This window comes from Arenimonas daejeonensis (assembly GCF_007993735.1).
In the GTDB taxonomy this organism is placed as follows: Bacteria; Pseudomonadota; Gammaproteobacteria; order Xanthomonadales; family Xanthomonadaceae; genus Arenimonas; species Arenimonas daejeonensis.
Genome location: NZ_CP042453.1, coordinates 1,635,991 through 1,661,529 on the forward strand (window position 1 = coordinate 1,635,991; position 25,539 = coordinate 1,661,529).

Genomic DNA, 25,539 nt, shown 5'->3' on the forward strand with positions numbered 1-25,539 from the left:
CGTGGGGGCTGGCGCAAATTGTCCGGCACCCTGTCCCCGGGGGCAAGGCGAGTCTTGCCCGCGGCTGAAGCGACGCCCGCCGTTTCCGGCGGCGGGCGCCGGAAACTCAGCGCCGGAAGCGTCCCAGCAGGCCGCCCTTGCCGGCATCGGCCGCAGCGGGCACGGTCCCGTCGGGCTCGGCCACGCCGACCATCAGCGAGGCGTTCACGAAGTCGATCACCTCGGCCAGGCTGACGCCGCTCTGGTCGGCGATCTCGGTCAGGTTGGCCGGGCCCTTCATCATCACCGTGGCGATGCGGAAGTGCTTCGGGAACTCGCGTTCGGTCTGCGGCCACTTGAGCAGCTTGTACTTGTCGTTCGGACCGTAACCCGGAGCGAGCGCGCCATTGCCGCCGCCCAGCGCGCAGAGCCAGGCCAGGCGGGCCTGGGGCTGGCTGCCGCCGAGCTGGGTGGTCAGGGCCGGAAGCTGGGCCGGATCGACGGGCACCAGGTCCGCGTCCTGGATGATGGCGTTGGCGTAAGGCAGCAGCGGCTTGAGCGCGGCGCCCGAATAGTAGGTCTGCGTGGCCGGATCGAGCACCAGGTCGGGAGCCCCCGGAAGCTGCAGCCGCACCGGACCGGGCAGGGCGCCCGGACGCAGGTAGTCGACCAGGCGCGGTTCGGCCTGGCGGGCCGGCGGCGTGAAGGCAGGTTGTTCCGAGGTGACGCGCGCTGCGGCGGGCGCGGGCGTTTCCGCCACTGGAGCAGCAGGCGCCGCGGCGACCACGGGTTCCGGTCCGGGGCAGGTTCCGGCGCGGCGGCCACGGGCTCCGGTGCCGGGGGCGCGACCGGAGCGGGCGTACCGGCGGCGATCTGCTCGAACAGCGCCACCAGCGCATCGGCGGTCACCGGGCGCTGCAGCACATGGTCGGTTTCGGCGCGGCCGCTGGCGGTCAGCGCCACCAGGACCTTGCCGGTGCCGATGGCCTTCATCAGGCTCATCTGGCCGTACATCGAGTCCATGTCGATCACCAGCACCGACGCCTCGGTTTCCGGCGTCAGCAGCCAGTGGTTGCCCACCCGGGCGTTGGCCTGTTTGAAATGTGCCACGACCTCGGCTTCTTCCTCACGGGAGAGGCCGGCGAAACAGATGCTTTGTTTGGTCATTACCTGTATTCCCCCTGATCACGGCGCCAAGGGCGACGTGAAGGCCGGCAGTGTCGGCCGCCGGGCCGGGTCCCGTCAAATGCCGTCAGGTGGGCCTGCGGGGCCGTTTGGGCAGGTGGCTTTTCAGGAAGGCCATCTGGTCGGCCAGGATGTGGCGGTTGGAGAGGATCAGGTGTTCGACCCAACTGGGCCGGTAGGGCACGGCCAGCAGCGGCATGCCGGCCTGCTGCGGGTGCGGCCGCCCTTGCGGGAATTGCACATGAAGCAGGCGCAGACGACGTTTTCCCACACGTCGCGGCCGCCCTTGGAGACGGCATGACGTGGTCGCGGGTCAGGGCGCTGCGGCTGTATTCGTTGCCGCAGTACAGGCAGAGGTTGGCGTCGCGGGCGAACAGCGCGGTGTTGGTCAACGCCGGCGACGGGTTCAGGGCCTTGGCGTGGGCATGGCCGCGTGCGGCGACGATCGGGTGCAGTTCGATCACGCTCTGCAGGCCGCTGAAGCGGTTGGTGCCACCGTGCACGGTCAGGCAGGGATCGCCCAGGGTCCAGGCGACGGCGCCACGGGCATAGAGGCAGACGGCATCCTGCCACTGCATCCAGTCGAGGATGCGGCCGTGGGCGTCGAGGGAAAGCACGCGGGGGATTGCCGTTTCGCGGGGAGCAGTGGGCCCGACCGGGGGTGTTGTGTCCCGGTACCCACCAGACTCAGATGCGTCGGCGGACTGCCCATGATTGGCCCGAGCATACGCTTTGCGCATGACAGTTCAAGCCTTCGCGGACGGGCGGGCTAGAATCGGGCCAGCCCTTTCGCCCGAGACCCGACATGCGCGGCCTGTATCCCGAACTCGAACCCTATGACTCCGGCACCCTGGTGGTGGACGGTCGGCACACGCTTTATTACGAGCAGTGCGGCAATCCCGAAGGCAAGCCGGTGGTGCTGCTGCACGGTGGGCCGGGTGCGGGTTGCGGCGCCAGGATGCGCCGTTTCCACGATCCATCGCGTTACCGCATCGTGCTGTTCGACCAGCGCGGCAGCGGCCGTTCGACGCCGCACGCGGACCTGGTGGACAACACCACCTGGGACCTGGTGGCCGACATCGAGAAAGCTGCGCCGGCACCTGGGCGTCGCGCGCTGGCAGGTGTTCGGCGGCAGCTGGGGTTCGACGCTGGCGCTGGCGTATGCGCAGGCGCATCCGGGTCAGGTTACCGAACTGGTGCTGCGCGGCATCTTCATGCTGCGGCGCTGGGAGCTGGAGTGGTTCTACCAGGAGGGGTGTTCGCGGCTGTTCCCCGACGCCTGGGAAAAATACCTGGAGCCGATCCCGCCGGTGGAACGGCACGACCTGATGAGCGCCTACCACCGGCGGCTGACCTCGTCCGACGAAGCGACGCGGCTGGCGGCGGCGCGGGCGTGGTCGGTGTGGGAAGCCAGCACGAGTTTCCTGCGGCAGGACGAGGCGTTCATCAACAGCCACGAGGATCCGCATTTCGCGCTCAGTTTCGCGCGCATCGAGTGCCATTATTTCGTCAACGGCGGGTTCTTCGATGCCGACGACCAGTTGCTGCGGGATGCGCACCGGCTGAAGGGCATTCCGGGGTGATCGCGCACGGGCGTTACGACGTGGTCTGCCCGGTGCGCAACGCCTGGGACCTGCACAAGGCCTGGCCGGAATCGAAGCTGGAGATCGCGCCGCTGTCGGGGCATTCGGCGTTCGAGCCGGAGCTGACCGACATCCTGGTCCGCGCGACGGATTCGTTCCGCTGAACTTCCTGGCGCAGCCCTAGGCCGGAGACCCATCCGGGTCGCGGTTGATGAGCCACAGGCCGGCCCACAGTTTCGCGTCCATCGCGTAACCCTCGGCCATCTTCGCGGCCAGCCAGCGCGGGGCGTCGGCGACCGGGACTTCGTGCACGGTGATGTTCTCGGTTTCGTCGCCGCCGCCGGCATGCACGCGGGTCAGGCCGCGGGCGCGCACGAAGGCGATGACTTCGTTGCTCATGCCCGAGCTGGTCGGGCCGACCATCAGCACCTTCACGTCGGACGCGAGCCAGCCGGTTTCTTCCAGCAGTTCGCGGCGGGCGGCGTCTTCCAGCGTGTCGTTGGCATCGGTGTCGCCGACCAGGCCGGCGGGCATCTCGATGGAGTTGGCGTCCATCGGCACGCGGAACTGTTCGACGAACACCAGTTTGTCTTCGGGGTGACGGCGATGACGATCACCGCGCTGCCGGCATTGGTGCGTTCGGCGTACTCCCAGTGGCCGCGCCGGACCAGCCGCAGGTATTTGCCTTCGCACATGATCTCGGGGATGTCGTCCATGCGCCGATCCTAGCGCGCCGGCATGACGGGCGTCAGGCGCTGAGCAGGCGCCGGCGTGTCATCGGGCCGAATCGCAGCTGTTCGCACAGCATTTCCAGGCCCGCTGTGTCCGACGCGCGGCGTTCGGCGGTGCCGAGGTCGGCCGGCAGCGGCGCGTTGACGTCGATGGTGGCCAGGCGGCGCGAGAGCATGGCGATCTCGCGGTGTTCGGCCAGGCGGGCGGCGTGCTGGGCGCTGCCGCGCAGGCGCAGGAAGGGCACTTCGCCCAGGCGTTCGTAGATCGCGTCCAGGCTGCCGAAGTGGCCGAGCAGGGTGGCGGCGGTCTTGGCGCCGATGCCGGGCACGCCGGGGATGTTGTCGATGGCGTCGCCGGTGAGCCCCTGGGTAGTCGGCGATCTGGTGTGCGTGCACGCCGTAGCGGGCCTTCACGCCGTCGGCGCGCCAGCGTTCATTGCGGGCGTAGTCCCACTGTTCGTCGTCGGTGTCGAGCAACTGCGACAGGTCCTTGTCGGCCGAGATGATCAGGCCGGCGTGGCCGGCGCGGCGCACCTGGCCCAGCACGCTGCCGATCAGGTCGTCGGCTTCGTAGTGGCCGTCGGCCAGCACCGGCAGGCCGAGCGCGCGGCACAGGCGCTGGCAGTGCGCGAACTGGCGCTTGAGCTCTTCCGGCGCCGCGTCGCGGTTGGCCTTGTAGGCGGGGTAGAGCGCATTGCGGAAGTTGGAGTCCAGCGACTCGTCGAAGGCGATGGCGATGCGCGCCGGCTTCTGGCGTTCGAGCAGTTCCAGAAGAAAGCGGGCGAAGCCGTGCACGGCATTGACCGGCCAGCCTTCGCGGTCCTCGAATTCCGGCGGCATCGAGTGCCAGGCCCGGAAGACATAGAGGCTGGCGTCGACCAGATGGACCGGGCCGTTCACGGGACCCAGTCGCCCAGCAGTTCGTCCGGATCCGGGCGCTGCCGCTCCGGCGCGTCCTCGGAGGCCGTGCCGATGTGGATGAAGCCCAGGACCTTTTCGTCCGGGCCCAGGCCCAGGCGGGCGGTGACCACCGGGTCGTAGGCGGCCCAGCCGGTCAGCCACTGGGCGCCGAAGCCCAGGGCCTGGGCGGCCTGGAGCAGGGCGAAGCAGACGGCGCCGCCGGACAGCAGCTGTTCCTGCTCGGGCACCTTGTGGCCGGGGGTGAGGCGGGCGATGACCACGACCACGAGGGGGCGAGGGAGAAGCGGAGGCGGTCCTTTTCCACCGCGGCGGGCGCGGCGGCCGGGTCGCGTTCCAGCGACCGGGCGGCCAGCAGGTCGCCCAGCACCTGCCGGGCGGGGCCCCGGATGCAGAGAAAACGCCAGGGGGCGAGTTTGCCGTGGTCGGGAACGCGGACCGCCTCGGACAGCATGGCCCGGAGCTGCCGGGGGTCGGGGCCCGGTTCGCCGAGCAGCCGGGAGGGCACCGAGCGGCGTCGGCGCAGCGCATCAAGGGCATTCATGGGCGCAAGATTACCACTCGGCCCTGCCCGGTCCCCGCTCCTCGGATTCTGGGAAGGAAGTCACAGAACGTTGTGGCAGAGTCTAGGAAACTGCCCCCATCGCGCGTAGTCCCCCGGACGTGCAGAGGCCCATGAACGAATCCAACACCCCCTCCAGCGATCGCCGCCCCGGTGCCGTCACCCGGGATCTGATCGCGGCCATGCGTCGCCGCAGCACGGAACATCTGCAGGCGGTGCTGGCGCGGGTGTTCGCACGGGCCGACGACTGGCTGTTCGACCTGGCCAAGAAGGACGGTGCGCCCACCGGCTCGCCCTATCTGCACGCCATGCGGGCGCTGCGGAATTCCCGGGCCCCGATCGAACGAGGCTTCCGCGAGCAGTTGGACAAGGGCTTCGAACAGATGGACCGGCGCGCGATGCCGGCGATGCCCGGCGATGCCGAGGCCAGTGTCGAACTGACCCTGCTGGACGAAAGCGAACTCGAAGAGCAGCTGGCGACCAACCTGACCGCCGAAGCGATCATGCGCATCCACGGCGGCATGCTCGACGAACTGTCCGGTCGCCTGGCGCGCATGCTCGGCGTTCCGCAGCTCGAGGCGGCCCATAACCCGCTCAGCGCGCACAGCCTCGCCAATGCCATCGGTGCCGCACATGGCGACCTGGACGTACCCGCCGACGTGCGCATGGTGCTGTTCAAGTACTACGAGCGCGAGCTGATCCACGACCTGCGCGAACTGCTGGTGGACCTCAACGGCCGCTTGGCCGCGGCCGGGTTCAGCCCGGTCAATGTGGTGCCGAAGCCGGCGCCCACGCCGGCCGGGCAACCGGCAGCCCAGAACGACATGGTGGCGCCGCGCACGACCGACGGTTATGCCCCGGCAGCGTCCGACTACGCACCGGCCGGCGCGCAGGCGCCCAGCACCGAAGATCGCGCCGTGTTCGAAGCGCTGCTGCAGATGCTGCATGCCTGGCGCCCCGGACAGTCGCCCCAGGCGCACGGCGGCGGTGGCCGCCAGACCGGCTACGGCGGACAGCGGCCGATGGTGGCCGAAGAAATGATGTCGGTGCTGTCGCTGATGCAGAACAACAACGTTCCGTCGGCGGTCTCCGAAGCGCTCGACAGTCCGGATGCGTCGCTGGCGGCCCTGCTCAAGAACGAACTGCTGCGCGGCGCCAGCCGCATCGGCCTGCCGCCCGAGCAGGTCAGCATGAGCCAGGACGACGAAGACGCGGTGGACCTGGTCGGCATGCTGTTCGACGTGATGTTCGACGAGCGCGACTTCGAACATGGCGCCCGTACGCTGATCTCCCGCCTGGTGGTGCCGTTCGTGAAGGCCGCGGTGATGGATCGCCGCCTGTTCCTCTACAAGACCCACCCGGCGCGCCGCCTGCTGAACTCGCTGGCCGAAGCCGTCGAAGGCAACCGCGGCGAGGGCCCGCAGGAGCGGGAGCTGCTGCAGAAGGCCGAGAACACGGTGGATCGCCTGATCGCCGAGTTCAACGAAGACATCGCCATTTTCGAGACCCTGGAGCAGGAGCTGCGTTCGTTCCTGGACCAGCACCGCCGCCGTGTCGAACTGGCCGAGCGCCGTGCCGCCGAGGCCCAGCGTGGCCAGGAGCGGCTGGAACAGGCGCGCGACCTGGCTTCCAAGGAGCTGGAGCAGCGCACCCAGGGGCTGAAGCCGACGCCGGCGATGGAAGATTTCCTCAGCCGCTGCTGGACCCACCACCTGTCCATGATCGCCCTGCGCGAGGGCCCGGAAAGCGGGTCCTGGCAGTCGGCGCTGTCGGTGGCCGACCGCCTGCTGGCGCTGCTGCCGCGCGAGGGCGAAACCGCCAAGCCGGCCGGCCCGGCCCTGCAGGCCCTGCGTGAGCCGATCGAAAACGTGCTGGCCAGCTCCGGCATCATCGGCGAGGCCGCGCACGACATGATGCGCAGCCTGGGCGAAAGCCTGGACCTGCTGGCCCGCGGCCAGACCCCGCCGCCGGTGTCCGTGCCGGCACCGCAGCCCGAAAACGTCGTCCCGCTGCCGGAGCGCCGCAACCCGGCCGCCGCCGCGGCCGCCGTGCTGGCCGACCTCAAGCCGCGCCTGGAAGTGGTCGGCGGCAAGGCCGAACTCGACGTCAATAAGGAAGACGTCGAGCTGATGCGCCAGCTCAAGATCGGCACCTGGATCCACATCGCCGGCGAAGACGGCAAGCACCATCCGGTGAAGCTGTCGTGGGTGAGCCCGATCTCGGCGCGCCTGATGTTCGTCAACCGCCGCGGCGTGCGCGTACTGGTCGCCTCGGTCGAGGAACTGGCCGCGATGAAGCAGGAAGGCAACCTGCTGGTGCGCGAACAGGAAGGCGTGTTCGACCAGGTCCTGCATCGGGTCATGGGCAAGCTGCGCGACGAAGTCGGCTGATCCCCTGCCGCCCCGGCGGCGCTTCCGGTAGCATCGACGCCATCCTTTCCGGGGAGTGGCGCGCATGGCGGTGAACATCGTTCTGGTCCGTGAGTCCGCCGCGGGCGAACGCCGCGTGGCCCTGAGTCCCGAGACCGCGAAGAAACTCACCGCCCTCGGCGCGCGCCTGGTCATCCAGCGCGCGGCGCCGGCCTGCCCGCGCATTTCCGCGATGACACCTACGCCGGCGCCGAACTCGTGGACGACGGCGATGCCGCCCTGGCCCAGGCCGACGTGCTGGTCTGCGTGCAGCCGCCGGCGAACGACCGCCTGGCGAAGCTCAAGCCGGGCGCCGTGGTGATCGGCCTGCTGGCCCCGCACACCGATGCCGGTCGCGTCGATGCGCTGGTCGCGGGCAGTCTCACTGGCTTCTCTCTCGAACGCCTGCCGCGCACCACCCGCGCCCAGGCCATGGACGTGCTGAGCTCGCAGGCCGGCATGGCCGGCTACAAGGCGGTGCTGATCGCCGCCCAGTTGGCCCCGCGTTATTTCCCAATGCTGACCACCGCCGCCGGCACCATCCGCCCGTCGAAGGTGCTGATTGTCGGCGCCGGCGTGGCCGGCCTGCAGGCGATCGCCACCGCGCGCCGGCTCGGCGCCCAGGTCGAAGGTTTCGACGTGCGCCCGGAAACCCGCGAGCAGATCGAGTCGCTGGGCGGCAAGTTCCTCGACCTCGGCGTCAGCGCCGCGGGCGAGGGCGGTTATGCGCGCCAGCTGACCGCCGAGGAAAGCGCGGAGCAGCAGCGTCGCCTCGCCGAGCACCTGAAGAACGTGGATGTGATCGTCACCACGGCGGCCGTGCCCGGCCGTCCCGCGCCCAGGATCATCACCGCGGCGATGGTTGCGGGCATGAAGCCGGGCAGCGTGATCGTGGACCTGGCGGCGGAAACCGGCGGCAACTGCGAACTCACGCGCCCGGGCGAAACCTTCGAATCCGATGGCGGCGTGACGGTGTCCGGTCCGCTGAATCTGGCCAGCCTGGGTGCGCTGCACGCCAGCGAAATGTACGCGCGCAACGTCTACAACTTCCTTGCACTGTCGCTCAAGGAGGGGCAGTTGAACCTGGATTGGGACGACGAGCTGATCGCCAAGACGTGCCTGGCGCACGCCGGCGAACGCAAGGCCTGAAGCCGCGGCTCAGTCTTCCGGCGGCAGCGCGGCTGGCGGCGGCGAGATGCCCGGGCCGCCGGTTTCCAGCCAGGCCCGGCGCTGCGCCGGGTCCATGCCACGCCAGAGGCCGAACAGGCGCTTGCGTTCGTCCTCGGGCAGCCCGCGCATGGTGGCCATGCTGATGCGCATCTTTTCCTTCAGCTCCGGCGGCAGGTCGCGGAAATTGCGTGCGCCCTCGCGGATGCGTTCGCGTTCTTCGGGTGTCATCGCTTCCCAGCGCGCCTTGCGCTCCAGGCGCTCGAGCGCACGCACGCGGCGCGAGGCCGGCATCGTGTCCCAGTGTTCGGCCATCGGTGCCAGCTGTTCTTGCTGCGCCGGGCTGAGCTGGCTCCAGGTGGGCACGGTCACGCCGGCGGGCACCGGGGTCGGGCCGTGTTCGCGGTGTTCGCGGTGCATGCGGTGTTCGCGCGGGCCGTCGCCACGCGCTGCGGGATCGTCGGGTGGCTCGCCGGCGAGGGCCGGGACCGCCATCGCCAAAACCAGCAGGCCAGCGGTCAGCCGGGGAGAAGGTTCACAGGCGCGGCCCCGTCGCCACCGGTGCATCCGCCAGCCAGGCGTAGAGCTCGGGATCTTCGTCGATCACCAGCGAATCGAGTTCAGCGTTGACGGCAAGCTCGTCAGTGTCGGACGGCATCGGTACCGCCGTCGGCTGCGGCAGCCACCAGGCCAGGCCGAGGGCCAGCACCGCGGCGGCGAAGGCACCGGCGGGCACCAGGCCGAACCGGCGCGCGGCGCGTGCCGGGGCTGCTGGGCTTCGTGCCGCGCGCGCCGCAGCCGGAAGGCCATGCCCTGGTCCAGGCGGTCGCTGGCGCGGTCGAAAAGCTCGCGGACTTGGGGCGTCGGATCGTGGCTGGTCATCGCCAGTCCTCCAGTTGGATGCGCAGGGCGGCCATCGCCCGCGACAAGTGTGTTTTCACCGAACCGTCGGAACAACCCATCGCCGCGGCGGTTTCGGCGACATCCAGGCCCTGCAGTTCGCGCAGCAGGTAGGCCTCGCGCTGGCGCCGCGGCAGTTTGCGCAGCGCCTGGCCGGGGCCGACCAGGCTTCGCCGTCGGCGTGGCGGCGGGCCGGGTCTTCGCCCGGGTCGGGCAGCATCTCCAGCGGGTCTTCGCGCTGGTCCTCGTCGCGGCCCATAAACCCATAACGCGGCGGCGCACGTTGTTGCGGCGATGCCGGTCGGTGATCTGCCGGCGCAGGATGCTCCAGAACAGCGGTGCCCATTCCGTCGCCGGCCGTTCGCGGTAGCCCACGAGCCTGATCATCGCCTCCTGCACTGCGTCCAGCGCGTCCTCGCGATGGCCCAGCGCCAGCTCGGCCATGCGGAAGGCACGACGTTCCACCGCGGCCAGGAACTCGTCCAGGCTGGCGGGCGGCGCGGCGGGGGCGGCGTCGAAGGGCATCACAGGGCGCGGGTCTGGCCGTCCATGGGGCTATATAACGCATCCCCGGGGGCTGCGTTGACAGGTTCCGCACGGTGGCCCGCTTCCGGCGACCGCCCCTAGCCGGCATTTAAGCAGCGGTTATGATGGAACCGGTCGCGCATCCGCGCGGGGAGGGGACATGGACGGCTTCGTCGCGCTCTACATCTTCGTGCTCGCCGCTTTCACCGGCTACGAGATCATCGGCCGGGTGCCAGTGATCCTGCATACGCCGCTGATGTCGGGCTCCAACTTCGTGCACGGCATCGTGATGATCGGCGCCATGGTGGTGCTGGGCCATGCCGACACCACCACCGAGAAGGTGATCGGCTTCCTGGCGGTGCTGATGGGCGCCGGCAACGCCGCCGGTGGCTACGTCGTCACCGAACGCATGCTCGAGATGTTCAAGCCCAGCGCCAAGAAGGAGGGCGGCGCATGAGCTGGTTGCCCCTGCTGGTGAAGGCCAGCTATTTCGCCGCGGCACTGCTGTTCATCCTGGGCATCAAGCGCATGTCGTCGCCGAAGACGGCGGCCAGCGGCATCCGCTGGGCCGGCGCCGGCATGCTGGTGGCGACCATCGCCACCTTCGCGCTGCCGGGACTGCACAACCTGGGCCTGATCGCGCTGGCGGTGTTATGGGCACGATCGTGGCCTGGATCTCCGGCAAGCGCGTGGCCATGACCGACATGCCGCAGATGGTGGCGCTGTACAACGGCCTGGGCGGCGGTTCGGCGGCGGCGATCGGCGCGGTCGAACTCCTGAAGTTTTCCGACGCGGGTTTGGCGCCGTCGCAGACGGCCCTGGTGCTTGCCGTGGTCGGTGCGCTCATCGGTTCCATTTCCCTCACCGGTTCGGTGATCGCCTGGGCGAAGCTCGACGGCCGCATGGACAAGCGTTTCACCTTCCCGGGGCAGCAGGCGTTCAACGCCCTGGTGTTCCTGGCCGCGGTCGGCCTGGGCGTGCTGACGGTGTACGGACTGGAGCAGCCGGTGATCATCGGCTTCTTCGTCGCCGCGCTGGCGGTGGGCGTGCTGATGACGCTGCCGATCGGTGGCGCCGACATGCCGGTGGTGATCTCGCTGTACAACGCACTCACCGGCCTGGCGGTCGCGTTCGAAGGTTACGTGCTGCAGAACGAGGCCCTGATCATCGCCGGCATGGTGGTGGGCGCGGCTGGCACCATGTTGACCCAGTTGATGGCCAAGGCCATGAACCGCTCGATCGCCAGCGTGCTGTTCGGCAGCTTCGGCCAGACCGGCGAGGCGGCCGAGATCAGCGGCGCACAGAAGCCCATCGAAGCCGGCGACGTGGCCGCGATGATGGCCTATGCCGAACGCGTGGTGATCGTGCCCGGTTATGGCCTGGCCGTGGCCCAGGCCCAGCACAAGGTCTGGGAGCTGACCCAGGTGCTGATGAAGCGCGGCGTGAAGGTGAAGTTCGCCATCCACCCGGTGGCGGGCCGCATGCCCGGCCACATGAACGTGCTGCTGGCCGAGGCGGGCGTGCCCTACGACCTGATCGCCGACATGGACGACATCAACCCCGAGTTCCCGACCACCGACGTCTCGCTGGTGATCGGCGCAAACGACGTGGTGAACCCGGTGGCCAAGACCGACCCGGCCTCGCCGATCTTCGGCATGCCGATCCTGGACGTGGTGGCCTCGAAGAACACCATCGTCATCAAGCGCGGCAAGGGCACCGGTTTCGCCGGCATCGAGAATGCGCTGTTCTATGCCGACAACACCCGCATGCTCTACGGCGATGCGGCGGCGGCGGTCAGCCAGCTGGTGGCGGAATTGAAGTCGGTGGACGGCGGGCACTGAGCCCGCCGCCACACCCGGCAATCAGCGCCCGAAGCGCCAGGCCAGGCCCAGGGCCAGCAGCGAAAATCCGATGTCCCAGCCGGTGGTGCCGTGCCGCAGCAGTTCGCCGGCCAGCACCGGGCCCAGGCGTTGGGCCGATTCGGCCGGGCTCAGGCCCAGCAGCAGGCCCATCTGGGTGGCGACGATCATCCAGTAGCTGATGGCGATCGCGATGGTGGTGCCGGCCAGTGCCAGCGTGGCGCGTGCCTTTCCGGGCGGCGCGGCGGCCAGCCGCAGCATCAGCACCATGTCCAGCGCGGCCAGCGGCGCCACCCAGGGGCAGGTCGAGCGCAGGGTGATGGCCAGGCCGAGCCACACCGCCACCGCCCCCATCACGCCCACGACCAGTGCGAAGGCCGGCAGCAGCCATGACACGGGGCGCGTGGAACGGTCTGTTGGGATCAAGACGGTTTCCCGGAGGGAGGGCGGGCTAAAATAGCCGCCTTTCCGGCCAGGCGATACCCGAGTGAGCTATTCCCGCACCAGCGAACCGGTGAAGTTCGAACGCGACTGCAGCGCCGTGATGGTGCCGCAGGGCGAGGCCGTGACCCTGCCCGCCGGCAGCAGCGGCTACATCACCCAGGCCTTGGGTGGCTCGTTCACGGTGTTCGTGGACGGCAACCTGTTCCGCATTGCCGGCGACGACGCCGACGCCATCGGCAAGTCGAAGCCCGCGCCACTGGAACTGCCCGAGGGTGCCGGGGATGCCGAGGTGGAGAAGTTGGTCTGGGACCAGCTGCGCACCTGCTTCGACCCCGAGATCCCGGTCAACATCGTCGACCTGGGCCTGGTCTACGACTGCGACCTGGGCCGCAATGCCGAGGGCGAACGCATCGTCGCCATCCGCATGACCCTGACCGCGCCAGGCTGCGGCATGGGCGACATCCTGGTCGAGGATGTGCGCACCAAGGTCGAGGCGGTGCCGACGATCGTCGAGGCCGATGTCGAGCTGGTGTTCGACCCGCCCTGGAACCAGTCGATGATGTCCGACGTGGCGCGGCTGGAAACCGGCATGTTCTGAGGCCTCAGGCCTCCGCCCACATCCGCAGCAACTGCGAATGCACCTGGCTCAGCTGCAGGAATTCCTGGCTGTCGCCTTCGCGTGCATGCAGTGCACGCCGCGCCTGGTCGAGCGTGAACAGCAGCTCGCGCTGGCGGCTGTCGCGTACCCGGCTCTGGATCCAGCCAACGCAGGCCAGGCGTTCGCCGCGGGTCACCGGCGACACGCGGTGCAGGGCGCCGCAGTCATAGACCACCATGGCGCCGGCAGGCAGCTTCACCGGCGTCTCGCCCTCGTGTGAATCGATCACCAGTTCGCCGCCGTCGTAACTGTCGGGTTCCGAGAGGAACAAGGTCCAGGCCAGGTCGGTGCGCAACGGCGGCTCGCCCATCAGGGCGTCGTCCACGTGCAGGCCGTAGGCGTCACCGGGCTGGTAGCGGCTCAGCAAGGGCGCGCCCAATCGGGCCGGCCGCGCGAACTGCCGCAGCACCGGGTGTGCGCCCACGGCGGTGACGAGACGGTCGGCCAGGGCCTGGACCTGCGGGTCGGCGGGGTCGAGCTGGCGGTTCTGTTTGGCGCCGCGGGCGGCCCAGCCAGCGGTGCTGCGGCCGTCGCGGTCGGGCAGGCGCCCGAAGGCTTCGCGGGCGCCGGCGCAGGCAGCGGCATCAAGGACATCGGCGATGCAGAGCAGGGCCATTTGTTGAGAATGATTTGCATTAGAGGCGATGGCGCCGATAATACCCGCATCCCCTGATGCCTGGACCGCCATGACCTCCCGACTCAAGCTCTGGACCCGCTTCGGTACCTGCCTGGCCGCGGCCGTGCCCGCCGCCGCGATGGCGCTGCCTTCCGACGGTGGCGAAGGCGGCGAGGGAGGGGAGGGCGGTGAAGGTGGTGGTTCGCTGTCGCAGTACCGCCTGATGCTCGACAGCGCGGCCGACCCGGTCTATGCCGCCGAAGCCAGCCTGCGCGACTACGCCGGAGCGGCGCATGCCGGCTACGCACAGTCCGCGGTCGCCGCCGAATCGCTGCGCACGGCCATCCGCGCGCTGCTCGATGCGCCCTCGCAGGAAAGCCTCGACGCCGCCCGCGCCGCCTGGCTGCAGGCGCGCCAGCCCTACCTGCGGACCGAGGCGATGCGTTATTACGACGGCCCGATAGACGGCCCCGCCAGCGAAATCCGCGCCGCCGGCCCCGAGCCGCGTCTCAACGCCTGGCCGCTGAACGAGGCGGTGATCGACTACGTCGAGGGCGATGCCGACGCCGGCCTGGTGCACGCACTGGACATCCCGATCACGCGCGACAGCATCCTCTCGCGCGACCAGGTCAGCGATGAAGCCGACGTCACCACCGGCTGGCACGCGATCGAATTCCTGCTCTGGGGCCAGGACCGTTCGGCCACCGGCCCGGGCGACCGGCCGTACACCGACTACGCCGCCGGCGAACCCGCGCGCGACCGTCGCCGCACCTATATCGCCCTGCTGGCCGACCAGCTGGTGGACGACCTGCGCTGGCTCGAAGCGCAGTGGGACCCGGCGAACCCGCAGGCCTACGTGCACTTTTTCCTCGGCCTGGAACAGCACGAAGCCATCGGCCGCATCCTCACCGGCGCCGCCAACCTCGCCGGCCACGAACTGGCGTCCGAGCGATTGGCGGTGGCGCTCGATTCCGGCGCGCAGGAAGACGAACAGAGCTGCTTCAGCGACAGCACCCGCCAGGACTTCGTGTTCGCGCTCGAAGGCGTGCGCGCGAGCTGGTACGGCCGCGACGGCCGTGGCCTGGCGAGCGTGCTCAAGGCCGTACGGCCCGCGCTTGCCGCGGACCTCGACGCCCGGTTCGCCAAGGCGGAAGCCGCCGTCGCCGCCTTGCCACAGCCATTCGACCGAATGCTGGTGTCGGCACCGGACAGCGCCGAACGCCAGGCCGGCGAAGCCGCCGTCACCGCGCTGCAGGAACTGGGCGCCGGCCTGCGTGATGCCGGCACCGCACTGGGCGTGCTGGTGATCGTGTCCGGCGTATGAAGCGAATGCTGATCGCGGCCTGCGGGCTGCTGCTCGCGGGTGGCCTGGTCGCGGCCGCCGGCCCGGTGTCGCCGGGTGGCGCGCTGACGCGCACGCTCGACAACCGCGACGCCTTCACCCGGCCGGCCCCCGGCCTGACGCCGCGCGAACTGCGCGACTTCAATTTCGGCAACCGCGTCTTCAACACCAACTGGGCGGTGGCGCCGGCGTCGGTGGATGCGTTCGACGGACTGGGCCCGGTGTTCAACCGTGTGTCCTGCTCCGGTTGCCATCTGCGCGACGGCCGCGGCCGGCCACCGCTGGAAGGCGAGGACGAGATGCTGTCCATGCTGGTGCGCCTGAGCGTGCCCGGCCGGGATGCGCACGGCGGCCCGAAGCCGCATCCGGCCTACGGCGATCAGTTCAACGATCGTGCGATTCCCGGCGTGCCGGCGGAAGGCCGTGCGCATATCGAATGGCGCGAACGCGCAGGCCGTTATCCGGACGGTGACACCTACTCCCTGCGCGAACCGCGGCTGCGTTTGATCGACATGGCCTTCGGCCCGATCGGCTGGCGCGCGATGACATCCGCGCGCGTGGCCCCGGCCATGCCCGGCATGGGCCTGCTGGAAACCATCCCCGAGGCCGATGTGCTGGCACGCGCCGACCCCGACGACCGCGACGGCGACGGCATCTCCGGCCGCGCCAACCGGGTCTGGAATCCGGCCAGCGGCCGCATGGAACTTGGACGATTCGGCTGGAAGGCCAATGCCGCCAACCTGCTCGCGCAGTCGGCGGGAGCCGCGCACGGCGACATGGGCCTGACCAGCCGGGTATTCCCGGAAGAAAACTGCGCCACAGCGCAAACCGCCTGCGCCGCGTCGGTGCGTGGCGACGCGCCCGACCTGCGTGACGCGCACCTGGACAAGCTGGTGTTCTACCTGCAGACGCTGGCCGTGCCGGACCGGCGCCGCAAGGCCCCCGCGGTCGAAGCACGCGGCGAACGACTGTTCACCGACATCGGCTGCGCGGCCTGCCATACGCCGGTGCAACGCACCGCGGCGGGTGCGGTGCCGGCGCTGCTCGCGGGGCAGGAGTTCATGCCCTACACCGACCTTCTGTTGCACGACATGGGGCGCGGTCTGGCCGACGGCCGCCCGGACTTCCTGGCCACTGGCCGCGAGTGGCGCACGCCGCCGCTGTGGGGCCTGGGGCTGGTGCCGGTGACCAACGACCACAGCCTGTACCTGCATGACGGGCGTGCCCGTTCACTGGAAGAAGCGATTCTCTGGCATGGCGGTGAAGCGGCCCGTTCGCAGCGTCGGTTCAGACAGCTGAATCGTGACGACCGGCAAGCCGTCCTGACCTTCCTGCGAAGTCTGTAGTCCTGCGCTAACAAGGATGAATGGTTGTCACCGGTGACAGCCATAAAGCTGCCGCAACGCGGCTTGACCTGTGACTTTCGTCACGATAGCGTCGGCCCGGTGTCATGCAGATGTGATCTGCATCACACGTCCGGGTGGTCGAAACTCCCCGCTACGAAAACCCAAGGCCATTGATGGCCTGCGCGGGGGAGCTATTTGCCCAGGGGACCCGGGGCATGGATGCGAACACGGCCGCCGACGCGGCCTCATTGCCATCATCTTTCGGGGAACAAACATCGTGAGCAATAACACTCGCAAGCTTCGCCTGCGTGGTCTCGTTGTGGCTACCACCCTCGCCCTTTCCGCCCAGGCCGGCTACGCCGCGCCCGGCCCGGTCCAGGCCGCGCGCGTTGACCTCAGCGCCATCAACTCCGACACGCAGTTCGACCGCTTCATCGTCAAGTACCGCGACGGCAGCCAGGAAGCCACCAGCCCGGCGGCCCTCAACCGTGCGCTGAACAACGCCTCGGTCAGCGCCAACCAGATGATCCAGGGCATTCGCGCCCAGCAGGGCCAGGTGCGCTCGAGCTCGCCGCTCAGCGCCCGCCACCTGCGCCGCATGGCCGTGGGCGCGGACGTCATCGCCACCTCGCAGAAGCTCGGCCGCGCCGACGCCGAGGCACTGATGCGCCAGATCGCCGCGAACCCGAACGTCGAGTTCGTGCAGATCGACCGCATCATGAAGCACACGCTGACGCCGAACGACACCAACTACAGCCAGCAGTGGGGCTACACCGATTCCGACGCAGGCATCCGCGCCAACACCGCGTGGGATACCGCCAACGGCTCGGGCATCATCGTCGCCGTGCTCGACACCGGCCACGTCAGCCACAGCGACCTGAACGCCAACATCGTCGCCGGCTACGACTTCATCAACGACGCCACGGTCGCCGGCGACGGCAATGGCCGCGATTCCGATCCGTCCGATCCGGGCGACTACTACGGCGGCAACCCGTCCAGCTGGCACGGCACCCACGTCGCCGGCACCGTGGCCGCGGTGACCAACAACGCCAAGGGCGTCGCGGGCACCGCCTGGGGCGCGAAGGTGATGCCGGTGCGCGTGCTGGGTCGTGGTGGCGGTTACACCTCCGACATCGCCGACGCCATCATCTGGGCTTCCGGCGGCACCGTCAGCGGCGTGCCGACCCTGTCGGCGGCCAATGCGGCCGACGTCATCAACATGTCCCTGGGCGGCAGCGGCTCCTGCGATTCCGTCACCCAGTCGGCGATCAACAGCGCGGTCAGCCGCGGCACCACGGTGGTGGTGGCGGCCGGCAACAGCAACGCCAATGCTTCGGGCTTCTCACCGGCGAGCTGCAACAACGTCGTCAACGTGGCCTCGATCACCAGCGCCAGCGCCCGTTCGAGCTTCTCGAACTACGGCACCCTGATCGACGTGTCGGCTCCGGGTTCGTCGATCCTCTCGACGCTCAACAGCGGCAGCAACGGCCCGGGCGCCGAGTCCTACGCGTCCTACAACGGCACCTCGATGGCGTCGCCGCACGTCGCCGGCGCCGTGGCGCTGGCGCAGAGCCGCCGCCTGGCCCTGGGCCTGGCGCTGTGGACCCCGGCCGAAGTCGAGGCCCAGCTCAAGGCCACCGCGTACCCGCTGTCGGGCGCGTGCTCGGGTGGTTGCGGCGCCGGCATCATCGACGCCAACGCGCTCGTGGCCGCGGCCGGTGGCAGCACGCCGCCGCCCCCGCCGCCGCCGCCGGGTGGCACCCTGACCAAGGGCGTCGCGGTGACCGGCCTGTCGGCCACGCAGGGCAACTCGCTGAACTACACGATGGCCGTCCCGGCCGGCGCCACCAACCTGACCTTCACCATGTCGGGCGGCACCGGTGACGCCGACCTGTATGTGCAGTTCGGCACCGCGCCGACCGACACCTCGTACGTCTGCCGTCCGTACCTCAACGGCAACGCCGAGACCTGCACCATCGCGGCGCCGTCCGCCGGCACCTACCACGTGCGCGTGAAGGCCTACTCGAGCTTCTCGGGCGTGAGCCTGGTCGGCAACTACAGCACCGGCGGCGGTGGCGGCACCACGCCGCAGACCTACAGCAACACCGGCGACTACTCCATCACCGACAACAGCACGGTGGAGAGCCCGATCACGGTGTCCGGCCGCAGCGGCAACGGGCTGAGCAGCACCTCGATCGCCGTCAACATCCAGCACACCTACAAGGGCGACCTGCGGGTGGACCTGGTGGCGCCGGACGGCACGCTGTACAACCTGCACAACCGCAGTGGCGGCAGCGCCAACAACATCGTCACCACCTACAGCCGCAACCTGACCAGCGAGGCCCTCAACGGCACCTGGAAGCTGCGCGTCAACGACAACGCCGGTGGCGACGTCGGTTACATCAACAGCTGGTCGATCACGTTCTGATCCAACGCAGTACGTGGCAACCAAGACCCCGGCCTTGCGCCGGGGTCTTTTTGCGGCTCACGCTGTCGGCGGGGTGCCGTCGAACCAGTCCATCTGGAGAACCGCGGTCTGGCCGAAGCCCAGGTCGTGCGTGCTGAACGACATCAGGCGCGCCTTGGGTTTGGGTCGCGGCGGCTGCACTTCGACGGCGCTCCACATGATGTCGACTTCGACTTCGATATGCTGGCCGTTCTCGAGCGGAATCTTGAAGATGTCGTTTGAAAAGACCGCGGGTCGGGAACCAGGCTTCTCGCTCATAACGTTCTCCTTCATTGGCCGCCCGCACGGTGTGCGGGTTCGGGGGCGCGGGGAGGTGTCGGTCGCGTCGGCGGAAACCAGCCCGGCGCGGCGGAAGATGGCATTGGACGAGATCCGGATTTCGGCAGCGCCGGCGGCGCGGGCCGCGGCCAGGCAACGGCGTGCCTGTTCCGGCTCGTCCAGCAGGGCGAAGGTCTGGGCGTTGAACAGCGCCACCTCGGCCACCTGTTGTTCCAGGGCTTCTGCACGCTCCGTCAGCGACACCGCGGCGTCGCGTTCGCCGAGGTTCGCGCGGAACCAGCCGAGCATCGCCAGCGCCCGGGCATCGTCCTGTTTCACGTCCACGAAGGATTGCGCACGCTGCGCGGCTTCCGCATAGGCCGGCCGCGCCTGCGAGGCGGTCGCCGGGTCGGCCTGCAGCGCATCGCCGAGATTGCCCCAGAAGGCCGGGTTGCCGGGATTGAGGTCGATCGCGCGCCGGTAGAGCGCCGCAGCGCCGGCATAGTCGCCGGCCTGGTACTTCAGCGTGCCCAGGTTGCCCAGCACGGCCTCGATGGGTTCGATCGCCATCGAGCGTTCGAAGGCCTGCATGGCCTCGTCGTTTTCACCGGCCGTCATCAGCAGGGCGCCATAGGTGCTCCACAGGTAGGCGTCCGACGGATCAGGGTGGTGGCGCGCCGGTACGAGGTGATCGCCTCGCGCGGGTTTCCGGCCAGGTGCTGCTGATAACCCAGGGCCGCATGCACGCCGGCATCGTCCGGATCGATGGCCAGTGCGCGGTGAAAGGTTTCGATCGCCTTTTCCATGTCGCCTTCGGCGGCGAAGACGCTGGCCTGGCCCGCGATCGCGTCGGTGCGCACGGCCGGATCGGCTTCCGCGAGCCGGTAATGTTCGAGCGCCTTGGCCGGTGGCCCGTTGGCACGGTACAGATCGCCGAGGGCGAGCTGCACGATGCCGATGCCGGGGTCCATGTTGGCGGCGCGCAGGCAGGCCATCCGTGCGTTTTCGTAGGCATCGGCATTGTGGTGCGCCTCGAAGCGCCAGGCCTCGATGCGGCAGATGCCAGCCTGCGCACGCGCGAACCCGGCGTCCTTCGCCAACGCCTCCTGGAAGTGGCCAAGCGCCGCGGAACCATGCTCGCCCGGCTGCATCAGCGCCTGCACGCCGCGCAGGTAGGCGTCGAAGGCCGCGACATTGCGGGTCGGCGTCAGGCGTTTGCGCAGGCTTGCACCGGCGTCCGGCAGCACGCCGACCAGCGCGGTCGCCACTTCGTTGGCGATCTCGGTCTGGGTGTCGAAGATGGCGCTGGTTTCGTGCTCGTAGTTCTGGCTCCAAAGCGTGTAGCCGCTGGTGGTGTCGGAAAGGCGCGCACTGATGCGCAGGCGTTGCCCGTCGCGGCGCACGCTGGCATCGAGCACGGTGGCCACGCCGAGTTTCGCGCCCAGGGCCTTGATGTCGAGCTTGCGGTCCACGGCTTCCGGCGGGATCCAGGCGGCCACGCGGATGCCATGCACGCCCGCGAGCGCGTTGAGCATCTCGGCCGCCAGGCCTTCGGCGAAATAGCGGTCCTGCTGGTCGTCGCTGAGCGTGGTGAATGGCAGCACGGCGATCGAGGCTTCCACCGGGCGGTGTGCCTCGTCGGCCTTGCGCTGCCAGGCATTCCAGGCCAGGGCCGCGAACAGCAGGCCGGCGAAAGCCAGCCAATGCCAGGGCTGGCGGCGCAAGCCGCGGCGGCGTTCGATTTCGGGGTAGGCGGCCGTCCTCCGATCGGCCTGCGGGGGCGGGTCCCCGGCGGTTGCCGGATCCGACGGTTCGCAGGCAGGCATCGGTGCGGCGGCGGCCGGTTCCTCGGGTTCCAGGGTGCCGATGAAGCGATAGCCCAGGGCGTGCTGGGTCTGGATGTAACGCGGGTGGTGGGGGTCGTCGTCCAGGGCGGTGCGCAGTTGCGCGATGGCCCGGGTCAGCACGCCCGGTGTCACGTGGCGGTGGCCCCAGACCGCGTCCAGCAACTGGTCGCGGCCGACCAGTTCGCCGGCATGGCCGACCAGCTCCAGCAGCACCGCGAACGCTTTGGGTTCAAGGGCTTGCGGCTGGCCGTCGCGGGTCAGGGTGTGGGCGGCCGCGTCCAGCACGATGCCGCCGAAGCGGTAGCGTCCGGGGCCCGGAGGTTCTGCCCTTGTGGTCGGTTCGGACCCCATTCGGCAACTCCCTCATCAAAACCTCACAAACCGGCGGGAAGCCCGTCGACAAGCGCGCAGGTCCGTCATGACCGCCGGGGCGGCCGGCCGGAACCTGTCAGCGCGCCGGAAGCCGGCGCCAACACTACACCTACCGGAGAACCGCCATGTACGCGAACGCAGAAAACTTCCTTTCCCTGCCACTGGCCCTGAACGTCCGCCCGAGCCCGGGTCCCGGCCGCCGCCGGCAGATCGGCCGCTTCCAGCTCGACCCCCGCCTGCTCGATCGCTTCAACCGCCTGGTGGTGGGCCTGGGCCGCAGCCAGCCCCTGGATTGCGACCAGATCGTCACCGCCGCCCGCACCTGGACGAGGGGCAGCCCGACGAGGCCACCCCGGCCTGCATCGCCCAGCGCCTGCACCAGGCCGATCCCGTCTCGCGCCTGCTCAACGACGGCAGCTGGACCCCGACCCGCGAAGTCGCGCCAATGCTTCAGGCCGTCCAGTCCTACGTGCAGGACGCCAACGACCTGATCCCGGACTGGGTGCCGCGTTTCGGCCGGCTGGACGACGCGATCGTGATCGACACGGCCTGGCCGCGGATCTCCGGCGAAGTGCTGGACTACCTCGACTTCTGCCGACTGCGCGACATCGAGGCGCAGCTGCGCGGCGTTGAACCGACGGCCTTCGGCTTCACCCGAAGCGAGTGGGAGGTGTCGCGCCGCGCCGAAGTGGAACTGCGCCTGCAGCATCGCCGGGTACGCGACAGCAGTTACGTGCCGCAGCCGGTCAGCCATTTCCGGGTGCACTGAATGTGCCGTTGGCGCCTGTCCGCACCGGCGCGGACAGGCCAGGCGAATACGCCTGGAGATGAGGACGCCGGCCTCCCGCCCGCCACGCTTCGGGCGGACGGGAGGAGAGAGGGCTCAGCAGGCTCGTGACTGGAACCAGGCGGCGGGATGGCCGTCGCCTGCGCCGCGTTTCCTTCAGCCCGCGGCTTCGAAGCGGTTGGCGGCGACGTTCTTGCGGACCTTCAGCGGGTCCCAGATGCGGCCGTTCATGGCGATGTACACGCCGGCCGGCAGCGACTGCACCGCACCGACCGCGGTGCCGACGTTGAATTCGGCGTCCGAACCGCGGAAGCGCGCGGGATTGAGCGCACCGGTGAGCACGATCGTCTTGTCGGCCAGGGTCGCCAGCACCTTGGCGGTGTCCACCATGGTGTCGGTGCCATGCGTGATCAGTACGTGCTTCGCGGGCTGCGCGGCTATCGTCGCGCGCAGCAGCTCGCGGTCCTCGGCGGTGATGTGCAGGCTGTCCTTGCGGATGATCGGGATCACCGTGAAGCGGAAGGCCACGCCGAGTTCCTGCAGGATGCGGCCGATCTGCGGTTCGCCGACCTGGTAGTCCGACTTGTCGTCGAAATACACCTTGTCGATGGTGCCGCCGGTGGTGACGACCAACAGTTCGTCCATGGGGATCCTCCTTGACCGCGTGATTATACGGCCGGCGGCGCCGGGCGCCTTCCGGCGAAGCGGGCGCGCACGCCGTCCCAACTGGCGGCGACCACCAGCAGCGCCGACAGCGCCACCTGCAGCAGGGCCAGCCCGCGGACATCCGGCGAGGCCCAGGCGGCCATCACGCCATGGCTGAAATAGAGCAGGGCGGCCAGCGCGCCCCAGAACCCGGCACGGCGATGACGCAGCGCCAGCAGGACCAGGGCGGGCAGTATGGGCAGCGCGAAGAACAGGGCCATCGCCCAGGGGGCGCTTCGTGCCGGCGGTGCCAGCCAGCCATGCCAGGCGATCTGCAGGGCGAAAAGCCCCAGGATGACGGCGGCGGCCAGGCGCGCGGCCGGACTCACGACTGCAGCTTCCGCGCGGTCTCGGCCAGGCGCCGGCCGAGCGCACGCGCCAGCTGTTTTTCCTCTTCGCTCGGCGCCGGGTCGTCCTGCGCGCCGGCGACGTGGCTGGCGCCATAGGGCGTGCCACCGCTGCGGGTGGTGTTGAGCGCGGCTTCGGTGAAGGGAATGCCGACCAGCACCATGCCGTGGTGCATCAGCGGTATCAGCATGGTGAGCAGGGTGGACTCCTGGCCGCCGTGCATGGTCGCGGTCGAGGTGAAGGCGGCGGCGGGTTTGCCCACCAGGGTACCCGAGGCCCATTCGGCGCCCCCAGGTGTCGATGTAATGCTTCAGCGGCGCCGCCATGTTGCCGAAACGCGTCGGGCTGCCCAGGGCCAGGCCGGCGCATTCGTCCAGGTCGGACTTCTTCACGTAGGGCGCGCCTTCCTCCGGCACCGGCGGGGCGGCGGTTTCGGTGACTGGCGCCACCGGCGGCACCGTGCGCAGTCGGGCCTGCATGCCCGGCACTTCCTCGACACCGCGGGCGATCTGGCGGGCGAGCTGCGCGACCGAACCGCCGCGGCTGTAATAGAGGATGAGGATGTCGGCCATGGCGCAATGATAAGCCGTCGGGCGGGCGGTCCGCCGGGGCTTTGCGTTACCCTTCGCCCATGGACCTGCTCACGACCCTGCGCGGCTGGTGGCACCGGATCGACCGCGAGCGCGTACAGTCGTTCTCGCACTACCTCTGGACGCGTTTCCTGGACGACCGCTGCTTCGAGACGGCGGGTGCACTGGCGTATACCACCCTGTTCGCGCTGGTGCCGCTGAGCATGGTGGTGTTCGGCGTGCTTTCGGCCGTCCCGATGTTCAACGACTGGACCGAACAACTTGCGAACTTCGTGTTCTCGAACTTCGTGCCGAGCGCGGCGCGGGAGGTCCAGGAATATCTGAGCGATGTCTCGGCCGGATCCGACCAGCTTCCGCTGACGGGGGTCGGTGCGGTGCTGGCATCGCTGCTGCTGACGATGTGGAGCATAGAAAGCACCTTCAACCGCATCTGGCGGGTGCCGACGCCGCGGCCGCGGCTGATCCGCTTCCTGATGTACTGGACGCTGCTGACCCTGGGCACGCTGCTGGCGGCCGCCAGCCTGGCCGTCACCTCCTATCTGTTTTCGCTGCCCGCGCTGTCGGGCGTGGAGAGCCTGGACTGGGGCCAGCGCCTGCTGAGCTACCTGCCGAACCTGGTCGAGCTGCTGATCTTCAGTTTCGCCTACTGGCTGATCCCGCACCGGAGCATTCCCTTCCGGTTCGCGCTGGCGGGCGGCCTGTTCGCGACGATCCTGTTCGAGCTGGCCAAACGTGGTTTCGCCGCCTACATCCTGAGCGTGCCGACCTACGGGCAGCTCTACGACCACCTGGCCGTGGTGCCGATTTTCATGCTCTGGCTGTACGTGAGCTGGGTGGTGGTGCTGCTGGGTGCGTCGTTCGCGGCCTCGCTGTCGTCCTTCCGCTACCAGCCCAGGGCGATGCAATTGCCGCCCGGCATGGAACTGTATGGCTATCTGCGCCTGCTGGGCCGGCTCAATGCCGTGCGACGCAATGGCCAGGGCCTGCACCTGGCGGACATGCAGGAAGCCGAGCCCATGCTCACCGACGACCTGCTGCAGCGCATGCTGGCGGGTTTGACCGAGCTCAACATCGTGCGTCGCGCCGAAGACGGCGGCTGGCTGCTGTCGCGCGACCTGGCGACGGTGAGCCTGGGCGAACTGCACGAAGGCCTGGGGCTGCGCATCCCCTGCACGGAAACCAGCCTGCCCGGCTACGATGACCCGCTGGGCCGCGACGCCGCGCGCGCGCTCGAACACCTGCGCCAGCCGCTGGAGTCGCCCCTGGCGCGCAGTGTCGGCAGTTTCTTCACCTCGGACCTGGACAATCCCTCCGTATGAATCTTCCCCTCCGTATCCTTCCGCTGGCGCTGCTGCTGGCGGCCTGCCAGCCGGCTGCCGGACCCGCGGCCGACCCGCAGGCCGTGGCGGCCGAGTCCGCCGCGGTCGAACCCGCCGCCGCCGAACCCGTGCCTGCGACACCGGAAGTGCAGGAAGCGCCGACCCATCCGACCCTGGTGGTGGACACGCTCGACCACGGTCGCTTCGACCTGTCCGAACATCGCGGCGAGTGGGTGGTGGTGAACTTCTGGGGCCACCTGGTGCAAACCCTGCCTGAAGGAAATCCCCGACCTGAGCGAATTCGACGCCGCCCGCGACGACGTGCGGGTGATCGGCCTGGCCTACGAGGAGATCGAGGTCGCGGCCATGCGCGAGTTCCTGGTCAAGCACCCGGCCGGGTATCCGATCGCCCTGTTGGACGTCTACAGCCCGCCGGCCGATTTCGACACGCCGCGCGGCCTGCCTATGACCTACCTGATCGCCCCGGACGGCCGGGTGGCGGACAAGTTCCTAGGTCCGATCACCTCGCAGGATCTGGCGCGTTCGATCAAGCAGGCGCAGAAGGCGTCGGCTGCGGAAGCTCCGGCGGCTGAACCCGCCGCTGGCTGATTCATGCGTCGGGC

General features: G+C 69.5%; 17 protein-coding genes and 12 pseudogenes. 14 read left to right on the forward strand and 15 right to left on the reverse strand.

Annotated features, from left to right (window positions below; all coding sequences use genetic code 11):
• Positions 1–106: 106 nt before the first annotated feature.
• On the reverse strand, positions 107–766 hold the full coding sequence (locus FRZ33_RS07895) for a hypothetical protein (protein WP_146908907.1): 660 nt from the start codon (positions 764–766) through the stop codon (positions 107–109).
• 137 nt (positions 767–903) lie between these two features.
• Between FRZ33_RS07895 and FRZ33_RS07900 the strand changes: the two genes are divergently transcribed.
• Entirely contained in the window at positions 904–1,164 is a 261-nt protein-coding gene (locus FRZ33_RS07900) for a hypothetical protein (RefSeq protein ID WP_146908909.1), read from the forward strand.
• A gap of 67 nt (positions 1,165–1,231) precedes the next feature.
• Here the strand turns inward: FRZ33_RS07900 and FRZ33_RS07905 are convergent.
• A pseudogene (locus FRZ33_RS07905) lies at positions 1,232–1,742 on the reverse strand (HNH endonuclease).
• 227 nt (positions 1,743–1,969) lie between these two features.
• Between FRZ33_RS07905 and pip the strand changes: the two are divergent.
• Positions 1,970–2,911: pseudogene (gene pip, locus FRZ33_RS07910) on the forward strand (prolyl aminopeptidase).
• Positions 2,912–2,927: 16 nt separating this feature from the next.
• Here pip and FRZ33_RS07915 read toward each other — a convergent pair.
• From FRZ33_RS07915 to FRZ33_RS07925, 3 pseudogenes are all read right to left on the reverse strand, one after another.
• A pseudogene (locus FRZ33_RS07915) lies at positions 2,928–3,463 on the reverse strand (NUDIX hydrolase).
• Between the two features lie 32 nt (positions 3,464–3,495).
• Positions 3,496–4,387 (reverse strand): annotated as a pseudogene (locus tag FRZ33_RS07920) (5'-3' exonuclease).
• A pseudogene (locus FRZ33_RS07925) lies at positions 4,375–4,940 on the reverse strand (nitroreductase family protein). The pseudogenes FRZ33_RS07920 and FRZ33_RS07925 overlap by 13 nt, the downstream one beginning before the upstream one ends.
• 131 nt (positions 4,941–5,071) lie before the next feature.
• On the opposite strand from FRZ33_RS07925, the gene FRZ33_RS07930 reads away from it, so the two are divergent.
• On the forward strand, positions 5,072–7,348 hold the full coding sequence (locus tag FRZ33_RS07930) for a DUF1631 family protein (RefSeq protein ID WP_146908911.1): 2,277 nt from the start codon (positions 5,072–5,074) through the stop codon (positions 7,346–7,348).
• Between the two features lie 64 nt (positions 7,349–7,412).
• Positions 7,413–8,515 (forward strand): annotated as a pseudogene (locus tag FRZ33_RS07935) (NAD(P) transhydrogenase subunit alpha).
• 9 nt (positions 8,516–8,524) lie between these two features.
• Here FRZ33_RS07935 and FRZ33_RS07940 read toward each other — a convergent pair.
• The 3 genes and pseudogenes from FRZ33_RS07940 to FRZ33_RS07950 all read right to left on the reverse strand — a co-directional run bounded on the left by FRZ33_RS07940 (position 8,525) and on the right by FRZ33_RS07950 (position 9,958).
• Positions 8,525–9,028 carry a DUF3106 domain-containing protein gene (locus FRZ33_RS07940; protein WP_158637155.1) on the reverse strand — a complete coding sequence of 168 codons (504 nt, stop codon included), beginning with the start codon at positions 9,026–9,028 and terminating at the stop codon, positions 8,525–8,527.
• 40 nt (positions 9,029–9,068) lie between these two features.
• Positions 9,069–9,269, reverse strand: coding sequence for a hypothetical protein (locus tag FRZ33_RS07945; protein WP_146908914.1), 201 nt, complete (start codon positions 9,267–9,269; stop codon positions 9,069–9,071).
• A gap of 142 nt (positions 9,270–9,411) precedes the next feature.
• Positions 9,412–9,958 (reverse strand): annotated as a pseudogene (locus FRZ33_RS07950) (RNA polymerase sigma factor).
• A gap of 160 nt (positions 9,959–10,118) precedes the next feature.
• On the opposite strand from FRZ33_RS07950, the gene FRZ33_RS07955 reads away from it, so the two are divergent.
• Positions 10,119–10,415 carry an NAD(P) transhydrogenase subunit alpha part 2 gene (locus tag FRZ33_RS07955; protein WP_146908917.1) on the forward strand — a complete coding sequence of 99 codons (297 nt, stop codon included), beginning with the start codon at positions 10,119–10,121 and terminating at the stop codon, positions 10,413–10,415.
• Positions 10,412–11,799: pseudogene (locus FRZ33_RS07960) on the forward strand (NAD(P)(+) transhydrogenase (Re/Si-specific) subunit beta). Before FRZ33_RS07955 ends, FRZ33_RS07960 begins: the two are co-directional and overlap by 4 nt.
• A 21-nt stretch (positions 11,800–11,820) precedes the next feature.
• On the opposite strand, the gene FRZ33_RS07965 reads toward FRZ33_RS07960, so the two are convergent.
• Positions 11,821–12,213 carry a hypothetical protein gene (locus FRZ33_RS07965; protein WP_146908919.1) on the reverse strand — a complete coding sequence of 131 codons (393 nt, stop codon included), beginning with the start codon at positions 12,211–12,213 and terminating at the stop codon, positions 11,821–11,823.
• Between the two features lie 91 nt (positions 12,214–12,304).
• Between FRZ33_RS07965 and sufT the strand changes: the two genes are divergently transcribed.
• On the forward strand, positions 12,305–12,859 hold the full coding sequence (gene sufT, locus FRZ33_RS07970) for a putative Fe-S cluster assembly protein SufT (RefSeq protein ID WP_227977715.1): 555 nt from the start codon (positions 12,305–12,307) through the stop codon (positions 12,857–12,859).
• Positions 12,860–12,863: 4 nt separating this feature from the next.
• On the opposite strand, the gene FRZ33_RS07975 is transcribed toward sufT, so the two are convergent.
• Positions 12,864–13,535: a Fe2+-dependent dioxygenase gene (locus tag FRZ33_RS07975; RefSeq protein ID WP_158637156.1), complete on the reverse strand. Its 672-nt coding sequence runs from the start codon at positions 13,533–13,535 to the stop codon at positions 12,864–12,866.
• Positions 13,536–13,605: 70 nt separating this feature from the next.
• Between FRZ33_RS07975 and FRZ33_RS07980 the strand changes: the two genes are divergently transcribed.
• The 4 genes and pseudogenes from FRZ33_RS07980 to FRZ33_RS16170 form a co-directional block, all read left to right on the forward strand.
• Positions 13,606–14,859 (forward strand): imelysin family protein, encoded by a 1,254-nt coding sequence (locus FRZ33_RS07980; protein ID WP_158637157.1) that lies wholly within the window; start codon positions 13,606–13,608, stop codon positions 14,857–14,859.
• Positions 14,856–16,223 (forward strand): di-heme oxidoreductase family protein, encoded by a 1,368-nt coding sequence (locus FRZ33_RS07985; RefSeq protein ID WP_146908924.1) that lies wholly within the window; start codon positions 14,856–14,858, stop codon positions 16,221–16,223. Before FRZ33_RS07980 ends, FRZ33_RS07985 begins: the two co-directional genes overlap by 4 nt.
• Before the next feature lie 277 nt (positions 16,224–16,500).
• Positions 16,501–18,282: pseudogene (locus FRZ33_RS07990) on the forward strand (S8 family peptidase); the annotation flags it as partial.
• Between the two features lie 141 nt (positions 18,283–18,423).
• Positions 18,424–18,651: pseudogene (locus FRZ33_RS16170) on the forward strand (proprotein convertase P-domain-containing protein); the annotation flags it as partial.
• Between the two features lie 57 nt (positions 18,652–18,708).
• Here FRZ33_RS16170 and FRZ33_RS07995 read toward each other — a convergent pair.
• Together FRZ33_RS07995 and FRZ33_RS08000 are read right to left on the reverse strand one after the other, a co-directional pair.
• Complete coding sequence (locus FRZ33_RS07995) at positions 18,709–19,566, reverse strand: tetratricopeptide repeat protein (protein ID WP_146908928.1); 858 nt, start codon at positions 19,564–19,566, stop codon at positions 18,709–18,711.
• On the reverse strand, positions 19,566–21,146 hold the full coding sequence (locus FRZ33_RS08000) for a winged helix-turn-helix domain-containing protein (protein ID WP_146908930.1): 1,581 nt from the start codon (positions 21,144–21,146) through the stop codon (positions 19,566–19,568). Before FRZ33_RS08000 ends, FRZ33_RS07995 begins: the two co-directional genes overlap by 1 nt.
• 313 nt (positions 21,147–21,459) lie before the next feature.
• Here FRZ33_RS08000 and FRZ33_RS08005 point away from each other — a divergent pair, with 313 nt between their 5' ends.
• Complete coding sequence (locus tag FRZ33_RS08005; protein ID WP_158637158.1) at positions 21,460–21,936, forward strand: YkvA family protein; 477 nt, start codon at positions 21,460–21,462, stop codon at positions 21,934–21,936.
• Positions 21,937–22,110: 174 nt separating this feature from the next.
• Here the strand turns inward: FRZ33_RS08005 and FRZ33_RS08010 are convergent, their stop codons facing one another.
• The 3 genes and pseudogenes from FRZ33_RS08010 to wrbA all read right to left on the reverse strand — a co-directional run bounded on the left by FRZ33_RS08010 (position 22,111) and on the right by wrbA (position 23,579).
• Positions 22,111–22,599, reverse strand: a complete 489-nt coding sequence (locus FRZ33_RS08010; protein ID WP_146908933.1) for an asparaginase domain-containing protein — start codon at positions 22,597–22,599, stop codon at positions 22,111–22,113.
• Positions 22,600–22,622: 23 nt separating this feature from the next.
• Positions 22,623–22,988: a DUF2069 domain-containing protein gene (locus FRZ33_RS08015; RefSeq protein WP_146908935.1), complete on the reverse strand. Its 366-nt coding sequence runs from the start codon at positions 22,986–22,988 to the stop codon at positions 22,623–22,625.
• A pseudogene (gene wrbA / locus FRZ33_RS08020) lies at positions 22,985–23,579 on the reverse strand (NAD(P)H:quinone oxidoreductase). The gene FRZ33_RS08015 and the pseudogene wrbA overlap by 4 nt, the downstream one beginning before the upstream one ends.
• 59 nt (positions 23,580–23,638) lie before the next feature.
• Between wrbA and FRZ33_RS08025 the strand changes: the two are divergent.
• Both FRZ33_RS08025 and FRZ33_RS08030 read left to right on the forward strand, forming a co-directional pair.
• The gene (locus FRZ33_RS08025; protein ID WP_146908937.1) at positions 23,639–24,916 is read left to right on the forward strand and encodes a YihY family inner membrane protein; all 1,278 of its coding nucleotides are present in this window, start codon (positions 23,639–23,641) and stop codon (positions 24,914–24,916) included.
• Positions 24,913–25,525 (forward strand): annotated as a pseudogene (locus FRZ33_RS08030) (TlpA family protein disulfide reductase). Before FRZ33_RS08025 ends, FRZ33_RS08030 begins: the two are co-directional and overlap by 4 nt.
• The last annotated feature ends 14 nt before the right edge of the window (positions 25,526–25,539 follow it).